Origin of the sequence: Streptomyces sp. NPDC006207 (assembly GCF_040613835.1) — a bacterium.
GTDB lineage: Bacteria > Actinomycetota > Actinomycetes > Streptomycetales > Streptomycetaceae > Actinacidiphila.
Genome location: NZ_JBEXSX010000042.1, coordinates 24,829 through 43,826, shown reverse-complemented (window position 1 = coordinate 43,826; position 18,998 = coordinate 24,829). Strand labels below are relative to the sequence as shown.

General features: G+C 73.2%; 21 protein-coding genes. 12 read left to right on the top strand and 9 right to left on the bottom strand.

Going from position 1 to position 18,998, the window contains the following annotated elements:
* Positions 1-150 precede the first annotated feature (150 nt).
* On the top strand, positions 151-1,491 hold the full coding sequence (locus tag ABZ312_RS29110; RefSeq protein WP_500439109.1) for an RNA-guided endonuclease InsQ/TnpB family protein: 1,341 nt from the start codon (positions 151-153) through the stop codon (positions 1,489-1,491).
* Here ABZ312_RS29110 and ABZ312_RS29105 read toward each other — a convergent pair.
* Both ABZ312_RS29105 and ABZ312_RS29100 read right to left on the bottom strand, forming a co-directional pair.
* On the bottom strand, positions 1,394-2,344 hold the full coding sequence (locus ABZ312_RS29105) for an ornithine cyclodeaminase family protein (RefSeq protein ID WP_500439097.1): 951 nt from the start codon (positions 2,342-2,344) through the stop codon (positions 1,394-1,396). The two genes, ABZ312_RS29110 and ABZ312_RS29105, sit on opposite strands and share 98 nt — an antisense overlap.
* On the bottom strand, positions 2,341-3,099 hold the full coding sequence (locus ABZ312_RS29100) for an IclR family transcriptional regulator (RefSeq protein WP_500439096.1): 759 nt from the start codon (positions 3,097-3,099) through the stop codon (positions 2,341-2,343). The genes ABZ312_RS29105 and ABZ312_RS29100 overlap by 4 nt, the downstream gene beginning before the upstream one ends.
* 99 nt (positions 3,100-3,198) lie before the next feature.
* Between ABZ312_RS29100 and ABZ312_RS29095 the strand changes: the two genes are divergently transcribed.
* From ABZ312_RS29095 to ABZ312_RS29080, 4 genes are all read left to right on the top strand, one after another.
* Positions 3,199-4,506: an amidohydrolase family protein gene (locus tag ABZ312_RS29095; RefSeq protein WP_500439095.1), complete on the top strand. Its 1,308-nt coding sequence runs from the start codon at positions 3,199-3,201 to the stop codon at positions 4,504-4,506.
* On the top strand, positions 4,503-5,567 hold the full coding sequence (locus ABZ312_RS29090; RefSeq protein ID WP_500439094.1) for a dipeptidase: 1,065 nt from the start codon (positions 4,503-4,505) through the stop codon (positions 5,565-5,567). The genes ABZ312_RS29095 and ABZ312_RS29090 overlap by 4 nt, the downstream gene beginning before the upstream one ends.
* A gap of 45 nt (positions 5,568-5,612) precedes the next feature.
* Positions 5,613-6,356, top strand: a complete 744-nt coding sequence (locus ABZ312_RS29085; protein WP_500439093.1) for a hypothetical protein — start codon at positions 5,613-5,615, stop codon at positions 6,354-6,356.
* A gap of 162 nt (positions 6,357-6,518) precedes the next feature.
* Positions 6,519-7,229 carry a hemerythrin domain-containing protein gene (locus tag ABZ312_RS29080; RefSeq protein ID WP_500439092.1) on the top strand — a complete coding sequence of 237 codons (711 nt, stop codon included), beginning with the start codon at positions 6,519-6,521 and terminating at the stop codon, positions 7,227-7,229.
* 27 nt (positions 7,230-7,256) lie between these two features.
* On the opposite strand, the gene ABZ312_RS29075 is transcribed toward ABZ312_RS29080, so the two are convergent.
* Positions 7,257-7,712 (bottom strand): GNAT family N-acetyltransferase, encoded by a 456-nt coding sequence (locus ABZ312_RS29075; protein WP_500328841.1) that lies wholly within the window; start codon positions 7,710-7,712, stop codon positions 7,257-7,259.
* A gap of 46 nt (positions 7,713-7,758) precedes the next feature.
* Here ABZ312_RS29075 and ABZ312_RS29070 point away from each other — a divergent pair, with 46 nt between their 5' ends.
* Positions 7,759-8,619, top strand: coding sequence for a phosphotransferase (locus ABZ312_RS29070; protein ID WP_500328840.1), 861 nt, complete (start codon positions 7,759-7,761; stop codon positions 8,617-8,619).
* A 24-nt stretch (positions 8,620-8,643) separates the two neighbouring features.
* Here the strand turns inward: ABZ312_RS29070 and ABZ312_RS29065 are convergent, their stop codons facing one another.
* From ABZ312_RS29065 to ABZ312_RS29055, 3 genes are all read right to left on the bottom strand, one after another.
* The gene (locus tag ABZ312_RS29065) at positions 8,644-9,438 is read right to left on the bottom strand and encodes an SDR family NAD(P)-dependent oxidoreductase (protein ID WP_500357946.1); all 795 of its coding nucleotides are present in this window, start codon (positions 9,436-9,438) and stop codon (positions 8,644-8,646) included.
* 101 nt (positions 9,439-9,539) lie between these two features.
* Positions 9,540-10,118, bottom strand: coding sequence for a hypothetical protein (locus ABZ312_RS29060; protein ID WP_500439091.1), 579 nt, complete (start codon positions 10,116-10,118; stop codon positions 9,540-9,542).
* A gap of 75 nt (positions 10,119-10,193) precedes the next feature.
* Positions 10,194-10,859 (bottom strand): maltokinase N-terminal cap-like domain-containing protein, encoded by a 666-nt coding sequence (locus ABZ312_RS29055; protein ID WP_500328837.1) that lies wholly within the window; start codon positions 10,857-10,859, stop codon positions 10,194-10,196.
* Positions 10,860-10,985: 126 nt separating this feature from the next.
* Between ABZ312_RS29055 and ABZ312_RS29050 the strand changes: the two genes are divergently transcribed.
* The 3 genes from ABZ312_RS29050 to ABZ312_RS29040 all read left to right on the top strand — a co-directional run bounded on the left by ABZ312_RS29050 (position 10,986) and on the right by ABZ312_RS29040 (position 12,268).
* Positions 10,986-11,270: a ribbon-helix-helix domain-containing protein gene (locus ABZ312_RS29050; RefSeq protein ID WP_499509169.1), complete on the top strand. Its 285-nt coding sequence runs from the start codon at positions 10,986-10,988 to the stop codon at positions 11,268-11,270.
* On the top strand, positions 11,267-11,656 hold the full coding sequence (locus ABZ312_RS29045) for a hypothetical protein (RefSeq protein ID WP_500328836.1): 390 nt from the start codon (positions 11,267-11,269) through the stop codon (positions 11,654-11,656). The genes ABZ312_RS29050 and ABZ312_RS29045 overlap by 4 nt, the downstream gene beginning before the upstream one ends.
* 141 nt (positions 11,657-11,797) lie before the next feature.
* Positions 11,798-12,268, top strand: a complete 471-nt coding sequence (locus ABZ312_RS29040; RefSeq protein WP_500328835.1) for an SPW repeat protein — start codon at positions 11,798-11,800, stop codon at positions 12,266-12,268.
* 101 nt (positions 12,269-12,369) lie between these two features.
* On the opposite strand, the gene ABZ312_RS29035 is transcribed toward ABZ312_RS29040, so the two are convergent.
* The gene (locus ABZ312_RS29035) at positions 12,370-13,593 is read right to left on the bottom strand and encodes a cytochrome P450 family protein (protein WP_500439090.1); all 1,224 of its coding nucleotides are present in this window, start codon (positions 13,591-13,593) and stop codon (positions 12,370-12,372) included.
* A 114-nt stretch (positions 13,594-13,707) separates the two neighbouring features.
* On the opposite strand from ABZ312_RS29035, the gene ABZ312_RS29030 reads away from it, so the two are divergent.
* A complete protein-coding gene (locus ABZ312_RS29030) occupies positions 13,708-14,952 on the top strand; it encodes an FAD-dependent oxidoreductase (protein WP_500439089.1) in 1,245 nt (414 codons plus the stop codon).
* Between the two features lie 73 nt (positions 14,953-15,025).
* On the opposite strand, the gene ABZ312_RS29025 is transcribed toward ABZ312_RS29030, so the two are convergent.
* Complete coding sequence (locus ABZ312_RS29025) at positions 15,026-15,910, bottom strand: alpha/beta fold hydrolase (protein ID WP_500328832.1); 885 nt, start codon at positions 15,908-15,910, stop codon at positions 15,026-15,028.
* 215 nt (positions 15,911-16,125) lie between these two features.
* Between ABZ312_RS29025 and ABZ312_RS29020 the strand changes: the two genes are divergently transcribed.
* Positions 16,126-16,794, top strand: coding sequence for a TetR/AcrR family transcriptional regulator (locus tag ABZ312_RS29020; protein WP_500328831.1), 669 nt, complete (start codon positions 16,126-16,128; stop codon positions 16,792-16,794).
* Positions 16,795-16,951: 157 nt separating this feature from the next.
* Entirely contained in the window at positions 16,952-17,608 is a 657-nt protein-coding gene (locus ABZ312_RS29015; protein WP_500357945.1) for a nitroreductase family protein, read from the top strand.
* A 21-nt stretch (positions 17,609-17,629) separates the two neighbouring features.
* Here the strand turns inward: ABZ312_RS29015 and ABZ312_RS29010 are convergent, their stop codons facing one another.
* On the bottom strand, positions 17,630-18,793 hold the full coding sequence (locus ABZ312_RS29010) for a PP2C family protein-serine/threonine phosphatase (RefSeq protein ID WP_500439088.1): 1,164 nt from the start codon (positions 18,791-18,793) through the stop codon (positions 17,630-17,632).
* Positions 18,794-18,998: the final 205 nt, after the last annotated feature.

Below are 18,998 nucleotides of genomic sequence, written 5' to 3'. Positions count from 1 at the left end.
GTGCACCTGGTGTCTCCCAGGGTGCCCGGGCTTTCAGGCCGGGGAGGTGTTGGTGCTTGGGTGGGAGCCGTGAAGCGACGGAGTTCTCTGCGTCTCGGTTCTGAGCTGCGTTCTCTTTCGTTGTCAGTGGGCGCTGTTAGGTTCCGCAGCGTGACGACGACAGCGTTGACCGGGCAGGGGTGCGGGCATGCCCGGTACACCTACAGGTTGCGTGTGTCGTCCACGGCGCGTGCCGGTCTGGAGGCGGAGTGGGCGCGTTGCCGGTGGGTGTGGAACGAGTGCGTGGCCGTGTCCCGCAAGGTCCACGGCCTGAACAGGAGTGCCGAGCAGAAGATCACGTGCGGCCCCGCGCAGCTCGACAGGATGCTGACCGAGGCCCGGCGGTCGATGGCGTGGCTGCGGGCGGGCAGCTCGGTGCCGCAGCAGCAGATCATCCGGGACTTCGCGAAGTCCCGTGCCAAGGCGTTGAAGGACATCGCGGCGCGGCTGCCGATGAGGCAGCGGGCCGGGATGCCCCGGATCAAGCGCAAGCGCGAGGCCGCACCGTCGCTGAACTACACCGCCCGGGGTTTTAGGCTGAAGGACGGACGTCTGCACCTGGCGGGCGGAATCGTTGTGAGGGTGGTGTGGTCGCGCGACCTGCCCGCAGTCCCCACGTCGGTACGCGTGTACCGCGACGCCGTGGGGCACTGGTACGCCTCGTTCGTTGTGTCCGTCGAGGTGCAGCCGCTGCCCGCCACCGGCGCGGTGATCGGTATCGACTGGGGCGTCAAGGAGACCGCGACGACCACCAGCGACGCCCACGACCTGCCACACGCCCAGCACGGGAAGACCGCCGCGCAGCGCCTCGCGCGGTACCAGAAGATGATGGCCCGTCGGCGTACGCCGAGGAACAAGCCTCACACCGGTGGCTACGGCAAGGCCCGCCGGGCCGCCGCGAAGGTGTCCAGGAAGATCGCCCGTCGGCGGCAGGACACTGCCCGCACCAAGCGCGTCGTGCGCGACCACGATGTCATCGCGGTGGAGGACTTCTGTCCGAGGTTCCTTGCGAAGACCACGATGGCGCGCAAGGCGGCGGACGCTGCGATCGGTGCCACCAAGACGGCGCTGATCGAGATGGGCCGCAAGCACGGGCGGGACGTCCGCCTGGTGCATCCCGCGCACACCACCATGGACTGCGCGTCGTGCGGAGCGAGAACCAAGCACGCACTCCCACTCTCGGAACGTACTTACACCTGCACCGCGTGCGGAGCCGTGTCTCCCAGGGACAAGAACTCCGCCCGCGTCCGGGCTGGTCTCAACCCGGCTGGTGCTGATCGTGTAAGCGCTGGCGGACCGCTGGTCCCCAGCCCACGTGAGCCAGGAATCCCCGTCCTTCAGGGCAGGGAGGATGTCAAATGTCCACGGTCGTGCCCAGTTCCTCCGCACGCGCGACGGCGTGGACGACATGGGCGGCGGCCACGTCGAGCGCCGCGTGCCCCGTGGACTTGAAGACGGTCAGCCCGCCGGCCTCGCCGCGTCCGGGGTGGTCACCGGCGAGCACGGAGCCGAGCAGGACGACCTCCCGGCCGGGGGAGAGACCCTGCAGTTCGTGGGCCCCGGCCGGGGGAGGGGAACCGGCGGCGCCGGGCCACTCGGCGAACAGCGCGGCGTCCCGAACGGTCTCCGCGTCGAGTTCGGGGCCGTGGGAACCGCCGACGGAGCTCACGTGCGTGCCCGGCGCGAGCCACGAGCGGCGTACGACCGGACGCGTCGCCCCGGTGCAGCAGAAGACGACGTCGGCCCCGCGCACCGCCTCCTCGATGCCCTCCGCCACGCGCGCCCCCGGGTGGCGGGCCGCGGCCTCAAGGGCGCCCCGCGGGTCACGGCCGGCGACGACGACCTCCGCGGCCGGGTGGAGTTCCGCCAGCAGGTCGATCTGGGCGCGGGCCTGGGCCCCGGTGCCGACCACGGTGTGACGCAGCGCCCCGGGGCGGGCCAGCGCCCGCGCCCCCAGCGTGGCCGCCGCGGCGGTGCGCACCGCCGTCAGCGACTCGGCGTCCATCAGGGCCAGCGGGCGCCCGTCGTGCTCGTCGAACAACGCGACCATGCCCCGGTGCGCACTGCGCCCGGGCAGCGCCGGATCGCCGAAGACCGACACCAGCTTCGCCGCCAGGCCCAGCCCCGGAACATGGCCCGGCATCGCGCCCAGCAACCCGGCCGGGGTGCGCGCCGCGATCCGCGGCGGCGCCGACACCTCGCCGCGGCTGATCGCGACGAGGGCCGTGGCCACGGCGTCGACGACGCGGCGGGCGTCGAGCGCGGCCCGGGTCTGCGCCCGGTCGAGGACGAGGAGACCGCTCATGACGTGGCTCCCTGAGGATCGGTCAGAATGCGCCGGAGCTCGTCGGTGGCGTCACGCAGCGCCTGCTCCAGGGCGGGCAGCCGGGCCTGACCGAACTCCGCGTCCGGCCCGACGACGGTGAGCGCGCAGACGGGGGCGCCCGGGCCGGGCGTCACGGCGCGGCTGATCGAGGCGACCAGCTTCTCGTTGCGTCCGCGCTCCACGGCCACCCCCGTCCGCGCCGTCCGTGCGATGTCGGCCAGCAGTCCGTCGTCCCCGTCGAGCGGGTGCCCTTCGGCCTCGGCGGGACGCAAGTAGGGCGCGCGTGCCGCCGGGTCGAGTGCCGCGACCAGCGCCAGCGGCCCGGCGAAGCGGTGCACCGGCAGCGCCTCGCCCAGCAAGTGGCTGATCATGGCCAGGCGTTCGGGTCGGACGACGTCGATCACCCGGGCCCGGTCGGCCTCCGGCACCTGCAGGTTGACCATCATCCCGGTGAGGTCGGACAGCTCCTGCAGCACCGGGCGGGCCAGGGCGTTCAGGGAGTTCCCCGCCGCGGCCGCCGACATCCGCAGCACCGCGGTGCCGGGCAGATAACGGTCACCCGCCCGCAGCACCCAGCCCCTGCGCACCAGGTCCAGCAGGATCCGGTAGGCCGTCGCGCGGTGCAGGCCGACCTCGCCGGCCAGGTCCGTCAGGCGGACGGGACGCGGCGCACGGGTGACGGCCTCGACGAGGTCGAGCGCCTTGTCCACCGCGGTACGCGGGGCCTCGGGCATCGCGGCCACTCCTTCTCGATCTCCGGCGGCTGCAGTACAGTACCGAGCGTTTCTCCAGACGATACAGATGTTACGCAGGTTGCAACAGTCGAGGTGAGCATGGCCGACCAGTCCCGGGGCGCCCCCACCCCCTACGCGGCGCCCGCCGCGGGCACGACCGCGGTCTACCGCGGCGCGACCCTCTTCGACGGCACCGGCCGGCCGCCCCGGCCCGCGACCATCGTCACCGACGGGCAGAAGGTCACCGCGGTCGCGCCCGACGCCGACCTCGCCTCCCGGCTCCCCGAGGGCGCCCGGGTTTTCGACCTCGACGGACGCTTCGTCATCCCCGGGCTGATCGACACCCACCAGCACCTCGCCACCCCGCCCGACCGTCCCGCGGCCGAGGCGGCGTTGCGCCGTCACGTCCACAGCGGCATCACCGCCGTCCGGGACATGGCCGACGACCTGCGGCAGATCGGCGACCTCGCCCGTGCCACCCTCGTCGGCGAGATCCCCGGCCCCGACATCCGCTACGCCGCCCTGATGGCGGGCCCCGGGTTCTTCGACGACCCGCGCACCCACCAGGTCTCCCAGGGCGCCGTGCCCGGCGAGGTGCCCTGGATGCAGGCCGTCACCGCCGCCACCGACCTGCCCCTCGCGGTCGCCATGGCCCGCGGTACGTACGCCGCGGCCATCAAGGTCTACGCGGACCTCGACGCGGACCTGGTCGCCGCCGTCACCGCCGAGGCCCACCGCCAGGGCATCCCCGTCTGGGCGCACGCCACCGTGTTCCCGGCGACGCCCGGCCAGGTCGTCGCCGCCGGTGTCGACACGGTCTCCCACGTCACCCTGCTCGCCTTCGAGGGCGCCCCCGACGGGCTCACCAGCTACAAGAGCAAACCCCCCGTCGACCACGCCCGGTTCACCGCCGGGGACGACCCGCACCTGGACCGGCTCTTCGCCCTCATGCGCCGGCGCGGCACCGTCCTGGACGCCACCGCCTGCATGTGGGAGAGCGACGAACTGGCCGGCGGGGGACCCGAGGACGCCGCCCGGGCCCGCGCGAACACCGCGCTCGCCGCCGCCGTCACCGCCCAGGCCCACCGGGCGGGCGTGGCCATCTCCACCGGCACCGACCACGAGACCGCCCCCGGGGCCGCCTTCCCGGCCCTCCACGACGAACTGGCCTTCCTCGTCGAACGCTGCGGCATCCCCATCGCGGACGTCCTGCGCTCGGCCACGCTCATCGGCGCCCGTGCCGCCGGCACCGAGGACTCCATGGGCAGCGTCGAACCCGGAAAGCTGGCCAACTTCGTCGTCCTGGACGAGGATCCGCTGCGCGACATCGCCAACCTGCGCAGCGTCACCCTGACCGTCAAGCGCGGACACCGCTTCGACCGCGCCGAGTCCGAGGAGCGCCGGTGAACCCCACCCCCGTGATCGTCAACGCGCTGGGTCAGCTCGACAACCCCAACGCCCCCGCGTCCGCCGAAGCCGCGGCCCACCTCAACCCCTCCAGCGACCAGCTCACCATCGACGCCCGCGCCCTCGCCGACGCCCACGCCTCCGGCCTCACCGCCGTCAACATCACCCTCGGCTACACGATGGGTGACCTGCCCCCGTACGAGCACACCCTGCGCGAGATCGACGTCTGGGACGCCATCATCGGCGACCACCCGGCCGACCTCACCAAGGTCCGCACCGTCGCCGACGTCCACCGCGCCCACGCCGACGGCAGGATCGGCGTCATCTACGGCTTCCAGAACGCCGTGGCCGTCGGCGAGGACCCCGGACGCGTCGCCACCTTCGCCGAGGCGGGCGTCCGCGTCATCCAGCTGACGTACAACCAGGCCAACCACATCGGCGACGGATCGATGGCCCCCGCCAACCGAGGGCTGACCCCCTTCGGCCACGAGGTCGTCGAGGCGCTCAACGACCAGCAGGTGATGGTCGACCTCTCCCACAGCGGCGAACGCACCTGCCTGGAGGCCGCCAAGACCTCCCGGCAGCCCGTCTCCGTCAACCACACCGGCTGCCGGGCCCTCACCGACCTGCCCCGCAACAAGACCGACGAGGAACTCCGCCTCGTCGCCTCCCGCGGCGGCTTCGTGGGCATCTACTTCATGCCCTTCCTCAACCCGTCCGGCCACGCCCGCGCCGCCGACGTCGTGGAGCACATCGACCACGCGGTCAACGTCTGCGGCGAGGACCACGTCGGCATCGGCACCGACGGCACCATCACCCCCGTCGACGACCTCGACGCCTACCGCACCGCCCTCGCCGAACACGTCGGCCGGCGCCGCGAGGCGGGCGTCGGCGCCGCGGGCGAACGCGCCGACACCTTCCCGTTCGTCGTCGACCTCCGTGGCGTCGACCAGTTCCGGGAACTCGTCCGCCTCCTGGAACGCCGCGGGTACCGTTCCGAGCGCATCGAGAAGATCCTCGGCCGCAACTTCCTCGACTACGCGTCCCGCGTCTGGGCGTAACCGGCCCAGGCCCGGGCACACCTTTCTCACCCCCGGAGCGAGTGAGTGACCTCTCGGCAGCCCCTCACCTACGAAGCGTTCGTCGACATCGCGACCGCCGACCCGGCTGTCGTCGGACTCGTCCTCAAAGGCTCACGGGCCCACGAGGGCATGGCCACCGAACACTCCGACCACGACCTGTACGTCGTCGTCGCTGACGGAGCGACGACGGCTCTCACGCGCTTCGCAGGACACCGCACACCGGAGCTGGACCTCGTCATCGTCTCCCTCGAGGAGTTCCGCGCGGCCGGAATGCCGGGGTTCGAGCGGTACGCCCTCGCGCGCGCCCGGACCGTGCTCGACCGGCTCGGGGGCGGGATCGCCCGGATCGTGGCCGCCAAGGCGCGGCTCGACGCCGTCGAGGCGTCCCGGGACGCGGGCCGGTGGCTCGACGCCTACGCCAACTCCCTCTACCGCTCGCTCAAGAACGACCGCGACGGACACGTGCTCGCGGCGCGGCTCGACGCCGCCGACAGCATCGGGTTCCTGCTGGAACTGCTCTTCGCCCTCGACCGGCGCCCCCGCCCGTACAACAAGTACCTGGAGTGGGAACTCGCCAGGTTCCCCCTGCCCGGCTGGGACGCCCGCATGCTGCTCGACGCCGCGGACACCATTGCGGCGACCGGGGACGTGTCCGCGCAGCGGGAGCTCTTCGCCTGCGTCGAGACGGCGGCCCGCCGGGCCGGGCACGGCGCCGTGCTGGACGCGTGGGGCGCGGACCTGGCACTGATGCGACCGCAGGAGGCCTGACCACGGCGGCGCACGGAGCAGGGCCGGGACGGTCGTGGCCGGGTTGACATGCGCGGCAGGCCGGTTATGTACTTGACGAAGCAAGTATCTGGCTTCCGGGTGATGCGGGCCTTCGCCGTGCCCGGGGCCGCCGTGCAACGTGTCTCCGACCGGGAAGAGCAGATGAGCACCGACAACGCCGTGCCGATGGCCAACGTCCAGGAGATGCACGTGGTGCACACGATGTTCCGGCGGGAGTTCGGGCTGACGCCCGCGCTGGTGCGGGGCGTCGCCGAGGGCGACTTGGCGAGGGCCCGCGTCGTGGCCGAGCACGTCGACATCATGCTCTCCGCGCTCATCGGGCACCACGAAGGCGAGGACATCGGGCTGTGGCCCCGGCTCCTGGAGCGTGTCAGCGACGAGCTCGCCCCGCTGGTACACGTGATGGAGGAGCAGCACGAGCAGCTGCACGCCGTCTGCGACGAACTGGCCGGGGCGGTCCGGAGCTGGCGCGTCAACGGTTCCTCCACGCAGGGGACGATGGCCGCCGAGATCGCCGACCGGCTGAACCGCATCGCGTTCGAGCACATGCGGCTGGAGGAGGAGACGATCCTGCCGCTGGCCGAGCGGCACATCACGGCCGCGGAGTGGGCCGAACTCGGGGGCCACGGCGCGTCCGTGACGCCGCGCAACCACCTGGACCTGCAGTTCGGGATGACCCTCTACGAGGGCGACCCCGTCGTCATGAAGGGGCTCCTGAAGGGCGCCCCGCTGCGCGTCCGTGTGCTCATGCCGATGCGGTCCCGCAGGCGGTACCGCGCCTACGCCAAGAAGCTGCACGGAACGGCCAGGCCGCCCCGCGCCGGCCGGCGCGACGAGCGCCCGCGCGGCTGACCGGATCGTTCCGGCGACCCCCAGGGGTCAACCGCCGCACACGGCGGCGGGCTCGCGGACCATGAACACGTCGACCGGATCCTCGGTGTCGACGGTGAACCCGTGCCGCTCGTACAGCCGCCGGGCCGCACTGCCCCGCAGCACGTTCAGCCTGACCGGGACGCCGTCCCGGTCGCACCGCTCCAGCAGCTCCCGCAGTACGGCCGTGCCGATGCCGCCGCCCTGCAGGCGCGGATCCACGTAGAAGTGCTCCAGCCAGTGGGCGTCCCCGGCAGGCCGCAGGGCGACGCAGCCGGCGAGACCGCCGCCCACGTCGATGACCCAGGTGTGCTCCGGCGCGAAGGCGTCCCGCAGGCGCTGCCGCACGCGGTGCTCGTCGTACCGCCCGAGCCGCTCCAGGTCGGCCCGCATCGCCACGGCGCGCAGCTCAGCCACCGCCTCGACGTCCGTGGCCGCAGCCGGCCGTATGTTCCAGTCCGCCATGATCGAAAGGCTATCGCGTCACGTGCCGGGGCCCTACGCTGCGGTGATGGTCGATCACGTGCCCGAGGAACTGCTGAGCGTGGCCGCGGCCCTGCTGCCAGGACGCGACCTGCGCGGCGCGACCCTCGCGGTCGGTGGCTCGCACCATGTGGTGCTGCTTCCGGGCGTAGCGGTCGTGCGCGTCGCCAGGAACCCCACCGCGGTCGCGGCGCTGTCGCGGCGCATGGAGCTGCTGCGCCGCCTGGGCGCCCTGGACCTGCCCTTCGCCGTGCCGCGCCCGCTGTCCGACGTGGTCCGGGTGGCGGGGCACACCGCTGTCGCGCTGTCCTGGCTGGGAGGAACGCCCGCACCCCGGGGCGGGGGTGGCGGACCGGAACACCTCGCAGGGCTGCTGCGGGCGCTGAAGGGCGTGGACTGCCGCGACCTCCAGGGCCTGCTGGGCGCCGCGCACGAATACGCGGGCGGTGACCGGTGGGCCGAGATGATGGAGCGCGACGTCGTCCCCCGGCTGCCGCGCACGTGGCGGGCCGAGGCGCGCCGCCGCGTGGGCGCCGCCCTGGACCTTCCCCCGGTCGAACCGTCCCTGGTCCACGGCGACCTGGCCGGCGGCAACCTGCACTGGAGCGACGACGGCCGCGTGGTCGGCGTGCTGGACTGGGACCTCGCCCAGCCGTTCGACCCGGCCGTCGACGCCGCCTGCCTGGCCTGGCACGGCTGGGACAAGGTGGCGGCGGCGGTCGACCGGCCGACCCTGCACCGCGCGTGGACGTGGTATCTCACCTTCGGCCTGGAGCAGGTGGCCTTCGCCCTGCTCAACGGGGAACCGGAGGACGTCGTCGAGCGACACAGCTCGGTCACGGCCGCCTGGCTGGAGCGCACGGCACGGATGACGCGACCCGGCGACTGACGCGACCCGGCGCCTGACGCCGCCTCAGGGGACGATGGCGTCCACGCATCCCCCGTCGACACGCACGGCGCCGCCGGTGGTGGCCGACGCGAGGTCGGAGCTGAGGTACACCACCATGTTGGCGATCTCCGCCGGCTCGATGAGGCGTTGCAGCAGTGACTGCGGGCGGTGCTCGCGCATGAAGACGCGCTGCGCCTCCTCCCAGGGCAACTCGCTGCCGACGAGCCTTTGGACGAACTCCTCCACGCCCGCGGTACGGGTCGGACCGACCAGGACCGAGTTCACCGTGACGCCCGAACCCGCGGCCTTCTTCGCGAAGCCGCGCCCGAGGGCGAGCATCGCCGTCTTCGTCATCCCGTACTGGATCATCTCGACGGGGATGGCCACGCCGGACTCGCTGGAGATGTACTGGATGCGGCCCCAGTCCCGCTCCAGCATCCGCGGCATGTACATCCGGGTCAGGCGGACGGCGGACAGGACGTTGACCTCGAAGTACCGGCGCCACTCGGCGTCGTCGATCTCGAGGGCGTCCCTGGCGCCGTAGACGCCGAGGTTGTTGATGAGGATGTCGACGTCCGGCACGGCCTCGCGGGCCCGTTCGGCGCCCTCGTCGGTGGCCACGTCGGCTCCGACGGCGACGAACTCGCCGTCCGGCACCTCGTCCCGCAGCTCCTTGAGGGCCTGGTCCACGCGGTCCGGGTCGCGGCCGTTGACGCCCACGCGGGCTCCGGCCCGTGCGAGCCCGGCCGCGATGGCCGCTCCGATGCCCTGCGTCGATGCCGTCACCAAGGCGGTCCGTCCGGTGAGGTCGATGCGCATGTCCGCTCCCTGGGGCGACCCGTTCGACGATCACGGCGGCACGACCGTGCTCTCCCCAGTCTCCGCCAGGCGGCCTCCCCCCGCTCGGTGAGCAGGGGCCGTCACCCGGTCCTGACGGCACGCCGCTCGGCGAGGAAGCGGTGGACGGCCCACGCCGCGCCTGCCGCCGCGGCCGTCCAGACCATGGCCTCGGCCACGGCGATCGCCGGGGTCACCGTCATATGCGGCCGGGGCGGCAGTACGACCATCTGGACGGCGGCACCGACCGGCACCGTCAACGCGGCCAGGAGGCCGGTCAGGCCGGGCCGCCGGACGGCCGCGCCGGCGATGCCCAGCATCGGACCGAAGAACACCGCGACCACCGCCCAGAGGAGGACGTCGCTGCCCGCGTCCACGAGGAGGCGGTCGGTCAGGTAGTACGTCGCCGTGGCGGCGATCAGCGCCAGCGGTCCGGCCAGCATGCCGCGGGCGTTGGTCCCGGCGAGCAGGCCCGCGGCCACCGCGAGCGCGGCCCAGGACCAGCCCGCGTCCAGCAGCAGGCTCAGCACCTTGGCCGCGCCGCCCCAGAGGGTGCCGGTGACCGGGGCCCCGAGTTCGGTGTACGGCGACGACAGCGCGTTGACGAGCGAGGTGACCGTCCCGAAGACGGCTCCCACCGCCACACCCCCCATGATCTTCATGGCGGGAGATTACCGAAAGCGCCCTGCGCGCACGGCAGTTCGGCGATCGTCGCCGTGGCTCAGTCGCCCCGCCGCTCAGCCGGCGGCGGCCTTCCGGAGGGCGGCGAAGACCGCTCGGGCCTCGGTGCCGTCCGGCTGCTGCCAGCGGGCGTCGACGTGACCGAGCGCGCCGCCCGCGGTGCCGTCGACAGCGCCGGGGCGCAGCGCCCGCGTCACGCGGAGGACCAGGCGCCCGGCCGGGCCCGCGTCGAGGGTGACGTCGGTCGTGGCCTCCGGGCCGTCGGTCACGGATCCAGCGCCGGACACGGCGGCGTCCACCGGGCCGGCGTAGTGGCGGGCGACGGTCGGGTCGGGCGTGTCGCTGAGGCTCTGGGCCTGCGCCTCGGCCTCACCTCGTACCAGGGCGGTCAACTGGGCCACCACAACCGGGTCGTGCGCGCCGTCGTAGATCCAGCGCTTGCCCAGTACCCCGTGCTCCGTGGTGCCGATGAGCGCGTCCTCGGCGCCGGCCAGCGGCGCGCCGCGGTAGGCCATGGGCACGTGGTACGCGGCGCCGTCCTGGTCGGTGACCACCATGAACTCCACCCCGACCTCGCCCAGGGGGTCGTCCAGGCGGAAACCGCCTGCCTTCACGAGCTCCGGCGCCCGTCCCGTGCCCGCGTACCAGGGCTGCCGGGGGAGCCACTGCGTGAGCAGCTCCAGCTTGGTCGGCGTCAGCGTCGTGTGGTGGATGAGCGACATGGCCGGTACAGCCTTCCCCTGAGTCCGTAACTGCGGGGGACATCGTCCCATCCGGGTCCGACACGCGGTCGTCCGGTCGGGTGACGATCGTCCCCCCGTGCGGCCATACATCGGTATGGTGACCGTATGGCGAAGCAGAAGGTCACCATCACCCTCGACGAGGACACCGTCGCCGCGGTCGACAAGCTGGCCGGTGGCCCCGGCGGCAACCGGTCCGCGTTCATCGAGGCGGCCGTCACCGAACGGCTCCAGCGCACCGAACGCGCCCTGCGCGCCGTCGACTGGCTCGCCGCACGGGCCCGCCAGGACCACCCCGGCGAGTGGGAGGCCGCCCTCGAGGCCGTCGCCTCCGCCGACGCGCGGCGCGGCTTCGAGACCGCTCCGCCCGCGGACCCGGGTCAGGCGGCGTGAGCGGCGGGTACATCCTCGACCACACCGCCGTCCGGGCTCTCGCCCTGGGGCGGCCGTACATGGTCGCCCGGGTCATCCGCTCGGCCCAGACCGCGGTGCCGCTGTACGTCCCGGCGGTGCCCTTCGCGCAGGGCCTGACCGAGTCGGTCCTCGGTGAGGTGTACGAACGCCTCCAGGACGCCCTGGCGGCGCCCTGCTTCGTCTTCCGGGCGCTCGGCGAGGCCACCTGCTGGTCCGTCGCGCAGATCGCCCACGAGCGCGCGACGGACATCGCCACCGCGCACGCCGCGCACCTGGCGCTGTCCACCGGTCTTCCGGTGCTCACCCAGCAGCCGGACGCCTACAAGCGCGTGGACGCCCGGATCGACACCGAGCAGATCGTCTGACCGCCCCGTCGCACGCTCCTGGACCCCGTGACCAGGGCGTTCCGGGCCGCTCGTACCGTCCCGCGCGAATCTCCACGTCTCGACCGCCGCATCATGGGTAAGTGTGGGGTGAAACGTCCGAAATGAGTGGGGATGGTTTAGATGGCCTCTACGCGACCGAGTATCGAGCAGCACCCCGACCTGCTGGCGCTGCGCGCGGAGTACGAACGGACGACCGCCACCAACCGGGGCCAGGCGATCGAGGCCATGGGCCTGGTGACCGGCACCTACCTGGCGGCGTCCCCCTGGATCGTGGGCTTCAACGGCCTGTCGACGATTGCCGTCGGCAACCTGATAGCCGGCATCGCGTACGCCATGCTCATGGGCGGCGTGGGCAGGGCGTTCGAGCGCACGCACTCCATGGCGTGGGCCGCCGCCATCATCGGCCTGTGGACGATCATCTCGCCGTGGTGCATCGCGGGGAACGTCGACACGACGCGCACGATCGTCAACAACGTGGTGGTCGGCGTCATCGCTCTGGCACTCGCGCTGGCGGCGTCCTCGATGCGGCCGGGCACGGGCCGGGGGAAGTCCTCGGACATGAGGGGCCCCACCGGAGGCTCACGCATCTGACCGGCTCCCGCCGAATCCGCCCCGCCGGGCGAGCCCCCTGTACGGCTCGCCCGGCGGTACGCGTGCGGACACGGCCGGCGCCCGGTCCGGGCGCCCCGGCCTCAGCTGTCGGTGGAACCGAAGGTGACGGGCAACCGCGAGGGGCCGCGCAGCACCCGCGGCCGCCAGCGCAGCTCCCCGGGCGGAACGGCCAGCGCGAGTCCGGGCAGCCGGCGCAGGGCGGTGCCGATGGCGATCCTGCCCTCCAGCCGGGCCAGCGGCGCCCCCAGGCAGTAGTGGATGCCGTGCCCGAAGGCGAGGTGGGCGTTGTCCTCCCGGGTGATGTCCAGGCGGTCCGGGTCGCCGAACCGCGCCGGGTCGCGGTCGGCGATGGCGGAGGCGACCACCACCGTCGCGCCCCGCGGGATCGCCACCCCCGCGATGGTCAGGTCCTCGCGGGCGAAGCGCGCGATGCCGGGGTTGACCGGCCCGTCGTACCGCAGGAACTCCTCGATCGCGCCGGGCAGCAGCCCAGGGTCCTCGCGCAGCATGCGCAGCTGGTCCGGGTGGGTGAGCAGCGCCGCGATGCCGTTGCCGATGAGGTTGACGGTGGTGATGTACCCGGCGACCAGGAGCAGGAAGGCCATCGCGATCAGTTCGTGCCGGTCCAGCCGCTGCTCGTCGTCGTGGGTGGCGATCAGCGCGCTCAGCAGGTCGTCCCCGGGGTGCGCCCGCTTGGCGTCCAGCAGGGCCGTGAGGTAGCCGTGCATCTGCTTCCAGGCCGCCTCGATCTTGGCCGGGTCCGGCGGCTGGGGGCCCTGGAGGACCATGTCGTCGGTCCACCGCTGGAAGTCGTAGCGGTCGGAGACGGGCACGCCGAGCAGTTCGCTGATGACCGTGACCGGCAGCGGCAGCGCGAAGTCCTCGACCAGGTCGGCGCGCCCGGCCGGGACGATCGCGTCGAGGAGCTCGTCGGTGACGGCCTGGACCCGCGGCTCCAGCTCGGCCACCCGGCGGGCGGTGAACGCCTTGGAGACCAGCCGGCGCAGCCGGGTGTGGTCGGGCGGGTCGGCGCGCAGCATCGTGCGGATCATCGACTCGCGCTCGGTGGTGGGCAGCCGCGCCATGAGCCGCGGGTCCGCGGCGTCGCGGACGTCGCTGCTCAGCCGTGGATCGGTCAGGGCCGCCAGGCCGTCCTCGTACCGGGTGACCAGCCAGGCCTCCAGCTCGCCCTGGATGACCGCGCGGCGCACCGGGCCCTCCTGGCGTAGCTCCTGGTAGAGGGGGAAGGGATCGGCGACGAAGGCCGGATCGGTGAAGGGCAGGGTGACCGGCTGCTGGCTCATCAGGCCTCCGGGAGTGCGTGGCACCTCATGACGGCATCAATGTGCACCGTTCAAGGATAATATGTCCCGTTATATCGGGGCCGGGATGCGGATGACGGCGGAGGGTGGGCTGCGATGGAACGGACCACCTGCTGCGTGGTGGGCGGCGGCCCGGCGGGCATGGTGCTCGCCCTGCTGCTGGCCAGGGCGGGGGTGGAGGTCACCGTCCTGGAGAAGCACGGCGACTTCCTGCGCGACTTCCGCGGCGACACCGTGCACCCCTCGACCCTCGCCCTGCTGGACGAACTCGGCCTCGCCGAGCGCTTCGCCGCCCTGCCGCAACGCCGCGTCACCACCGTCCAGTTGCCGATCGGGCCCGGGCGGTCCCTGGTCACCGTCTCGGACGTCTCCACCCTGCGGGGCCCGTACAACTACGTGGCGATGGTGCCGCAGTGGGACCTGCTCGCGCTCCTGGCGGACGAGGCCCGCCGCGAGCCGACGTTCACCCTGCGCATGGGCACCGAGGCGACCTCCTTCCTGGAGGAGCGCGGCCGGATCACCGGCGTGCGCTACCGCACCGCGGAGGGCGGTGGCGGCGAACTGCGGGCCACCCTGACCGTGGCCTGCGACGGCCGCGGGTCACTGGCACGGTCGCGGCCGGAACTGGGCCTGCGGGAATTCGGCTGTCCGATGGACGCGTGGTGGTTCCGGGTGCCGCGGCACCACCCGGGCGACCCGCAGGGGCTGGTGGCCGGAGTCGGCGACCGCTTCCTCACCGCGATGATCGACCGGGGGGAGTACTGGCAGTGCGCCGCGCTGATCCCCAAGGGCAGCGACGCCGACCGCCGGGCCGCGGGCCTGGACCGCTTCCTCGCCGCGTACTCGGCCGCGGTGCCGTGGCTGGGCGACCGCGTGCGCGCGGTGCGCTCCTGGGGCGAGGTGAAGCTCCTCGACGTGCGTTGCGACCGGCTGGAGCGCTGGCACCGCCCGGGGCTGCTGTGCATCGGCGACGCCGCCCACGCGATGTCGCCGGTCTTCGGGATCGGCATCAACCTCGCCGTCGAGGACGCCGTCGCCACCGCGCGCCACCTCGTGGAGCCGCTGCGCCGCGGCAGCGTCGGATTGCGGGACGTACGCGCCGTCCAGTTCCGCCGGTGGCCGACCACGGCCGCCACGCAGGCCCTGCAGCGCCTGGCCCACCGCCGCTTCGTCGCCCCGGTGCTGGCCGGACGCTCCCCGCTCGGCGACGCGGATCGCGCGGGGCGGCTCGCCGGCCTGCTCAACTCCACACCCTGGCTCAAGCGGGTGCCCGCGTACTTCATCGGCTACGGCGCCCTGCGCGAGCGTCCGCCGGCGGCGTCGGTGCGGCGGCTGCGGTAGGTGGCGGTGTCCGGGCCGGCTCCGGCAGGCCGGGCCGGACACCGCCATGCACGACCGGACCGGGTGTCCGGGCTCAGGCGGCGGTGGCCCTGGCGGCGTTGCGGGCGATCGCGTCGACGACCGCCGGCCACACCTGCTCCGGCAAGTCGTGACCCATGCCCGGGATCAGCAGCAGTTCGCTGCCGGGGACCGCGGCCGCCGTCGCCCGGCCGCCGCTGTGGTCGATCAGGGGGTCCTGCTCGCCGTGCACGACCACCGTCGGTACCGCCACCGACCGCAGGCCCGGCGTGCGGTCCGGGGAGGCGAGGATCGCCGCGTACTGGCGCACGTAGCCCTCCGGGCGGTACGCCCGGTCGTAGGCGGCGGTCACGCGCTCGCGCAGCTCCTGCGGAGCCGGCGGGTAGGCGGGGGAGCCGATCACGGCCGACCTGCGGACCCCGTCGTCGATGACGGCCTCGCGCGTCAAGGGGACGCCGTTCGAGCCGGGCATCGCCGCGATGGCCTCCGCCGAGGCGCGGCCGACCGACCGGTCGCCGGTGGTGGACATGATCGAGCACAGCGACAGCACCCGGCCGGGGTGGTCGATCGTCAGCTGCTGGGCGATCATGCCGCCCATCGAGGCGCCGACGACGTGCGCGGCCGGGATGTCCAGCGCGTCCAGCAGCCCCACGGCGTCGTCCGCCATGTCGGCCAGCAGATAGGGGACGCTGGAGGGGTCGCCCGACAGCACGGCGCCGATGTCCGGGACAGGGTGCTCGTCGAGACCGGTCGACAGGCCCGCGTCGCGGTTGTCATAGCGCACCACGAAGAAACCGCGGTCCGCGAGCGCGGAGCAGAACTCCGGACGCCACAGCGTCATTTGCGCACCGAGGCCCATGACGAGCAGCAGCGCCGGATCGCCGGCGCTGCCGAAGGTGTCGTACTCGAGCTCTATACCGTTGGACTTCGCGCGCGGCATGCGGGGCTCCTTGGGGGCTCGCGGGGGATCGGCTCATACCGTCCAGTCGGTACGATAGCTGCGCCGCCCGCGCTCGGCACCCCCACCGGCGCGGCGCCCGCACCCCGCGAGAGGCGTCCGCGTGGTGAAGTGAGGGGCCGTTACATTACACTTATGTAATGTAACGCCCGCAATCGATGGCATGTGGCCGTGTCCGGGCACAGAGAGGACCGCGGATGAGCGGCGACGACCGCACCGGAAGCGCCAAGGACGACAAGGGGGCCGACCGCGGCGCCGGCTCGCGGGCCGGTGGCCGGCCGCGGGACCCGGCGATCGAGGAGGCGATCATCCGGGCGACGCGCAAGCGGCTGGTCGCCGACGGGTATGCGCAGATGACCATCGGGGACATCGTCGCCGACGCCGGGGTCACGCGGCCCACGCTGTACCGGCGTTGGGCGAACAAGTACGACCTGGTCGTCGACGCCCTCCAGTACGGACTGCGCGCCCAGCGCGAGGCGTACCCGGACGTCGACATGGACGCGCTGTCCGGAGTCGAGGCGTTCCGTGAGGCCGTGCGCCGCCTCGATCCGCGGTACCACAACAAGGGCGCGATGGCCCTGCACGGCAACTTCATGGCGGAGGTTGAACGTGCACCCGGCCTGCTGGAGCAGCTGCGCGAGCACGGGGTCGGGCCGCGGTGCGACGAGTTGGCGCAGACCCTGCGGCGGCTCCGCGAGCGCGGCGAGGTCCGTGAGGACGTCGACCTCGACACCGTCGTGACCCTCTGCTTCGGCAGCTACTTCGCGGACTACCTGCGCACCGGGGGATCCGGTGCGGACATCCCGGACCGCCTCGTCGACACCGTCTGGCCCGCCATCGCGGTGCGCCCCGCCGGCTCCGGCTGATCCGGCCGGGCGCGGCGCAGGCCGGGGCGGTCCAGGGCGCGGGCAGGCGACTTCCGTTGGTGTTACGGTGAATATTTGTAACGTAACCGCCGCTCGCGCCCTGGGAGTTGACCGGTGGACGTCTACGAAGCGCTCTACACGACCCGGATCATGCGCCATGAAGCCGGATCCCCTCCCGATGGAGAGCCGGTGCCGGATCCTGGACGCCGCCATCCGGGCGCCCAACGGCGGCAACACGCAACGCTGGCACTTCCTCGCCGTGGACGACCCCGGGCTCAAGGCGAGGCTCGCCGAGCTCTACGCGTCCTGCCGGCAGCGGGAGTACGCCGACATCGAGGCCGGCCGGCTCGGTACGGCACCGCACGAGGACCCCGCACGGCGGGCGAAGTCCCTGGGGCGCATCAAGAGCTCCGGGGACCACTTCGTCGAGCACTTCGCCGAGATCCCCCTGCTGGTCTTCGTCTTCGCGGTGGACGACCACGGCGGCGCGAACATCTACCCGGCCATCTGGAGTTCGCTGCTGGCCGCGGGAGCCGAGGGCATCGGCGGCGTGCTGACCACGGTCCTGCGCTACGAGGCCGACACCGTCCGCGACCTGCTGGGCGTGCCCACCGCGGACGGCTGGCGGATGATCGCGATGCTGGCGTTCGGGTATCCACTGGGCCGCTGGGGGGTCGCCGCCAACCGGCGTCCGGTCCACGAGGTCTCGTCGCGCAACCGGTGGGGCGCGTCGTTCGGGGCGCGGGTGCCCGAGCCCCTGTGGCCGCCGGACGCTGACGGTGCCCGCATCGAGCTGGACGACCCGGCTGCCTGAGTGGGACGGCGCAGCCTCGCGTCAGCCCGCGGGCGGACACTGCACGGCCACCAGCGCCACGTCGTCGTTGAGCCGCCCCTCCGTGTGGCGGAGCAGGTCCGCCAGGACTTCCTGGAGCAGGGATTCCGGGTCGTATACGGCCGTGTCCCGGGGGATCCCGAGGTCGGCCACGGAGTAGAAGGCGCCCGAGCGGTCCCGGGCCTCGGCGAGGCCGTCGGTGTAGAGCAGGAGCAGGTCGCCCGGGGCGAGCGGGAAGCGGTCCACGCGGTACGCGGCGGGGTCGAGGCCGGCCAGGCCGAGCGGCGGCGCGGGCGCCGGGCCCGCGAGGGCGGTGATGCGGCCGTCGCGCAGCAGCAGCGGCAACGGGTGCCCGCAGCTGACCGTGCGCACGAGGCCCCCGCCGGCCGGGAACTCCACCAGCAGTGCGGTGATGAACCGCTCCGGCGCGTCGGCGTCGGCCTCGGACGCCTCGGCCACGTGCCGGCGCACGCTGCCCTCCAGCGCCGCGGCCAGGCCGGGCAGGGTGGGGTGCTGGTGCACCGCCTCGCGGAAGGCGCCGAGCAGCGCCGCCGTGTCGTCGAGCGCCTGCAGGCCCTTGCCCTTGACGTCACCGATGAGGAGCCGGGTGCCGTACGGCGTCCGTGCCGCGGCGTACAGGTCGCCTCCGACCTCGGCCATCGTCTCGGCCGCCCGGTACACCGAGGCGACCCGCAGGCCCTCGATCCGCCGGGGGAGGGGCCGCAGGACGACCTGCTGCGCCGCCTCGGAGATCGCCCGCAGCTGGCTCGCCTCCCGGCGGTTGCGGTCGCGGGTGCTGCAGAACGCGATGAGGAAGACGGAGACCACCAGCAGGGCCGCGACATGCGTCGGCAGGACGGGGGAGCGGAGCAGCCCGTCGTGGACGTCGCAGGTCACCGCGGCCACCAGTGACAGCGCGGCCACCCCGGTGGTGGCGCGCGCCGTCGAGATCGCCGCCGTCAGGGCGGGCGCGGCGATGAGCAGGGACGCCAGGTGCACGTCGGAGGGCGCGAGGAAACCGATCGTCGTGATGATCAGCACGAGTGCGACGGGGGTGCCGGCCTCGGACAGCCGCCATGCCCGCCAGGACCTGGACCGCTTCAGCCCGCGGAGCGCCGTACGGCCATGGGTGTGATGGCTCCCCGCACGCTTGATGGGCTCGTGCACGGGCCTCGCCTCCTCGACCGGCCCGCCGCCCCACGACGGGGGAGACGGGTCAGAGCGGACAATTCATTACAGATAGGAACTGTAACGCTGATCGGCGTGCGGGGACTCCGTCCGGGCGTTTAGTTACAACCATTGACGATAACGAAACCCGCTGTCACCCTGGCACCGACGGGGTGCGACGGCCACCCCGGGTGCCGAGGAGGAC

Coding starts and splice junctions, on each gene's coding strand:
- ABZ312_RS29105 (WP_500439097.1), bottom strand. CDS start 2,344: ATGAGCGGTCTCCTCGTCCTCGACCGGGCGCAGACCCGGGCCGCGCTC.
- ABZ312_RS29100 (WP_500439096.1), bottom strand. CDS start 3,099: ATGCCCGAGGCCCCGCGTACCGCGGTGGACAAGGCGCTCGACCTCGTC.
- ABZ312_RS29095 (WP_500439095.1), top strand. CDS start 3,199: ATGGCCGACCAGTCCCGGGGCGCCCCCACCCCCTACGCGGCGCCCGCC.
- ABZ312_RS29080 (WP_500439092.1), top strand. CDS start 6,519: ATGAGCACCGACAACGCCGTGCCGATGGCCAACGTCCAGGAGATGCAC.
- ABZ312_RS29075 (WP_500328841.1), bottom strand. CDS start 7,712: ATGGCGGACTGGAACATACGGCCGGCTGCGGCCACGGACGTCGAGGCG.
- ABZ312_RS29070 (WP_500328840.1), top strand. CDS start 7,759: ATGGTCGATCACGTGCCCGAGGAACTGCTGAGCGTGGCCGCGGCCCTG.
- ABZ312_RS29065 (WP_500357946.1), bottom strand. CDS start 9,438: ATGCGCATCGACCTCACCGGACGGACCGCCTTGGTGACGGCATCGACG.
- ABZ312_RS29060 (WP_500439091.1), bottom strand. CDS start 10,118: ATGAAGATCATGGGGGGTGTGGCGGTGGGAGCCGTCTTCGGGACGGTC.
- ABZ312_RS29055 (WP_500328837.1), bottom strand. CDS start 10,859: ATGTCGCTCATCCACCACACGACGCTGACGCCGACCAAGCTGGAGCTG.
- ABZ312_RS29050 (WP_499509169.1), top strand. CDS start 10,986: ATGGCGAAGCAGAAGGTCACCATCACCCTCGACGAGGACACCGTCGCC.
- ABZ312_RS29040 (WP_500328835.1), top strand. CDS start 11,798: ATGGCCTCTACGCGACCGAGTATCGAGCAGCACCCCGACCTGCTGGCG.
- ABZ312_RS29035 (WP_500439090.1), bottom strand. CDS start 13,593: ATGAGCCAGCAGCCGGTCACCCTGCCCTTCACCGATCCGGCCTTCGTC.
- ABZ312_RS29030 (WP_500439089.1), top strand. CDS start 13,708: ATGGAACGGACCACCTGCTGCGTGGTGGGCGGCGGCCCGGCGGGCATG.
- ABZ312_RS29025 (WP_500328832.1), bottom strand. CDS start 15,910: ATGCCGCGCGCGAAGTCCAACGGTATAGAGCTCGAGTACGACACCTTC.
- ABZ312_RS29020 (WP_500328831.1), top strand. CDS start 16,126: ATGAGCGGCGACGACCGCACCGGAAGCGCCAAGGACGACAAGGGGGCC.
- ABZ312_RS29015 (WP_500357945.1), top strand. CDS start 16,952: ATGAAGCCGGATCCCCTCCCGATGGAGAGCCGGTGCCGGATCCTGGAC.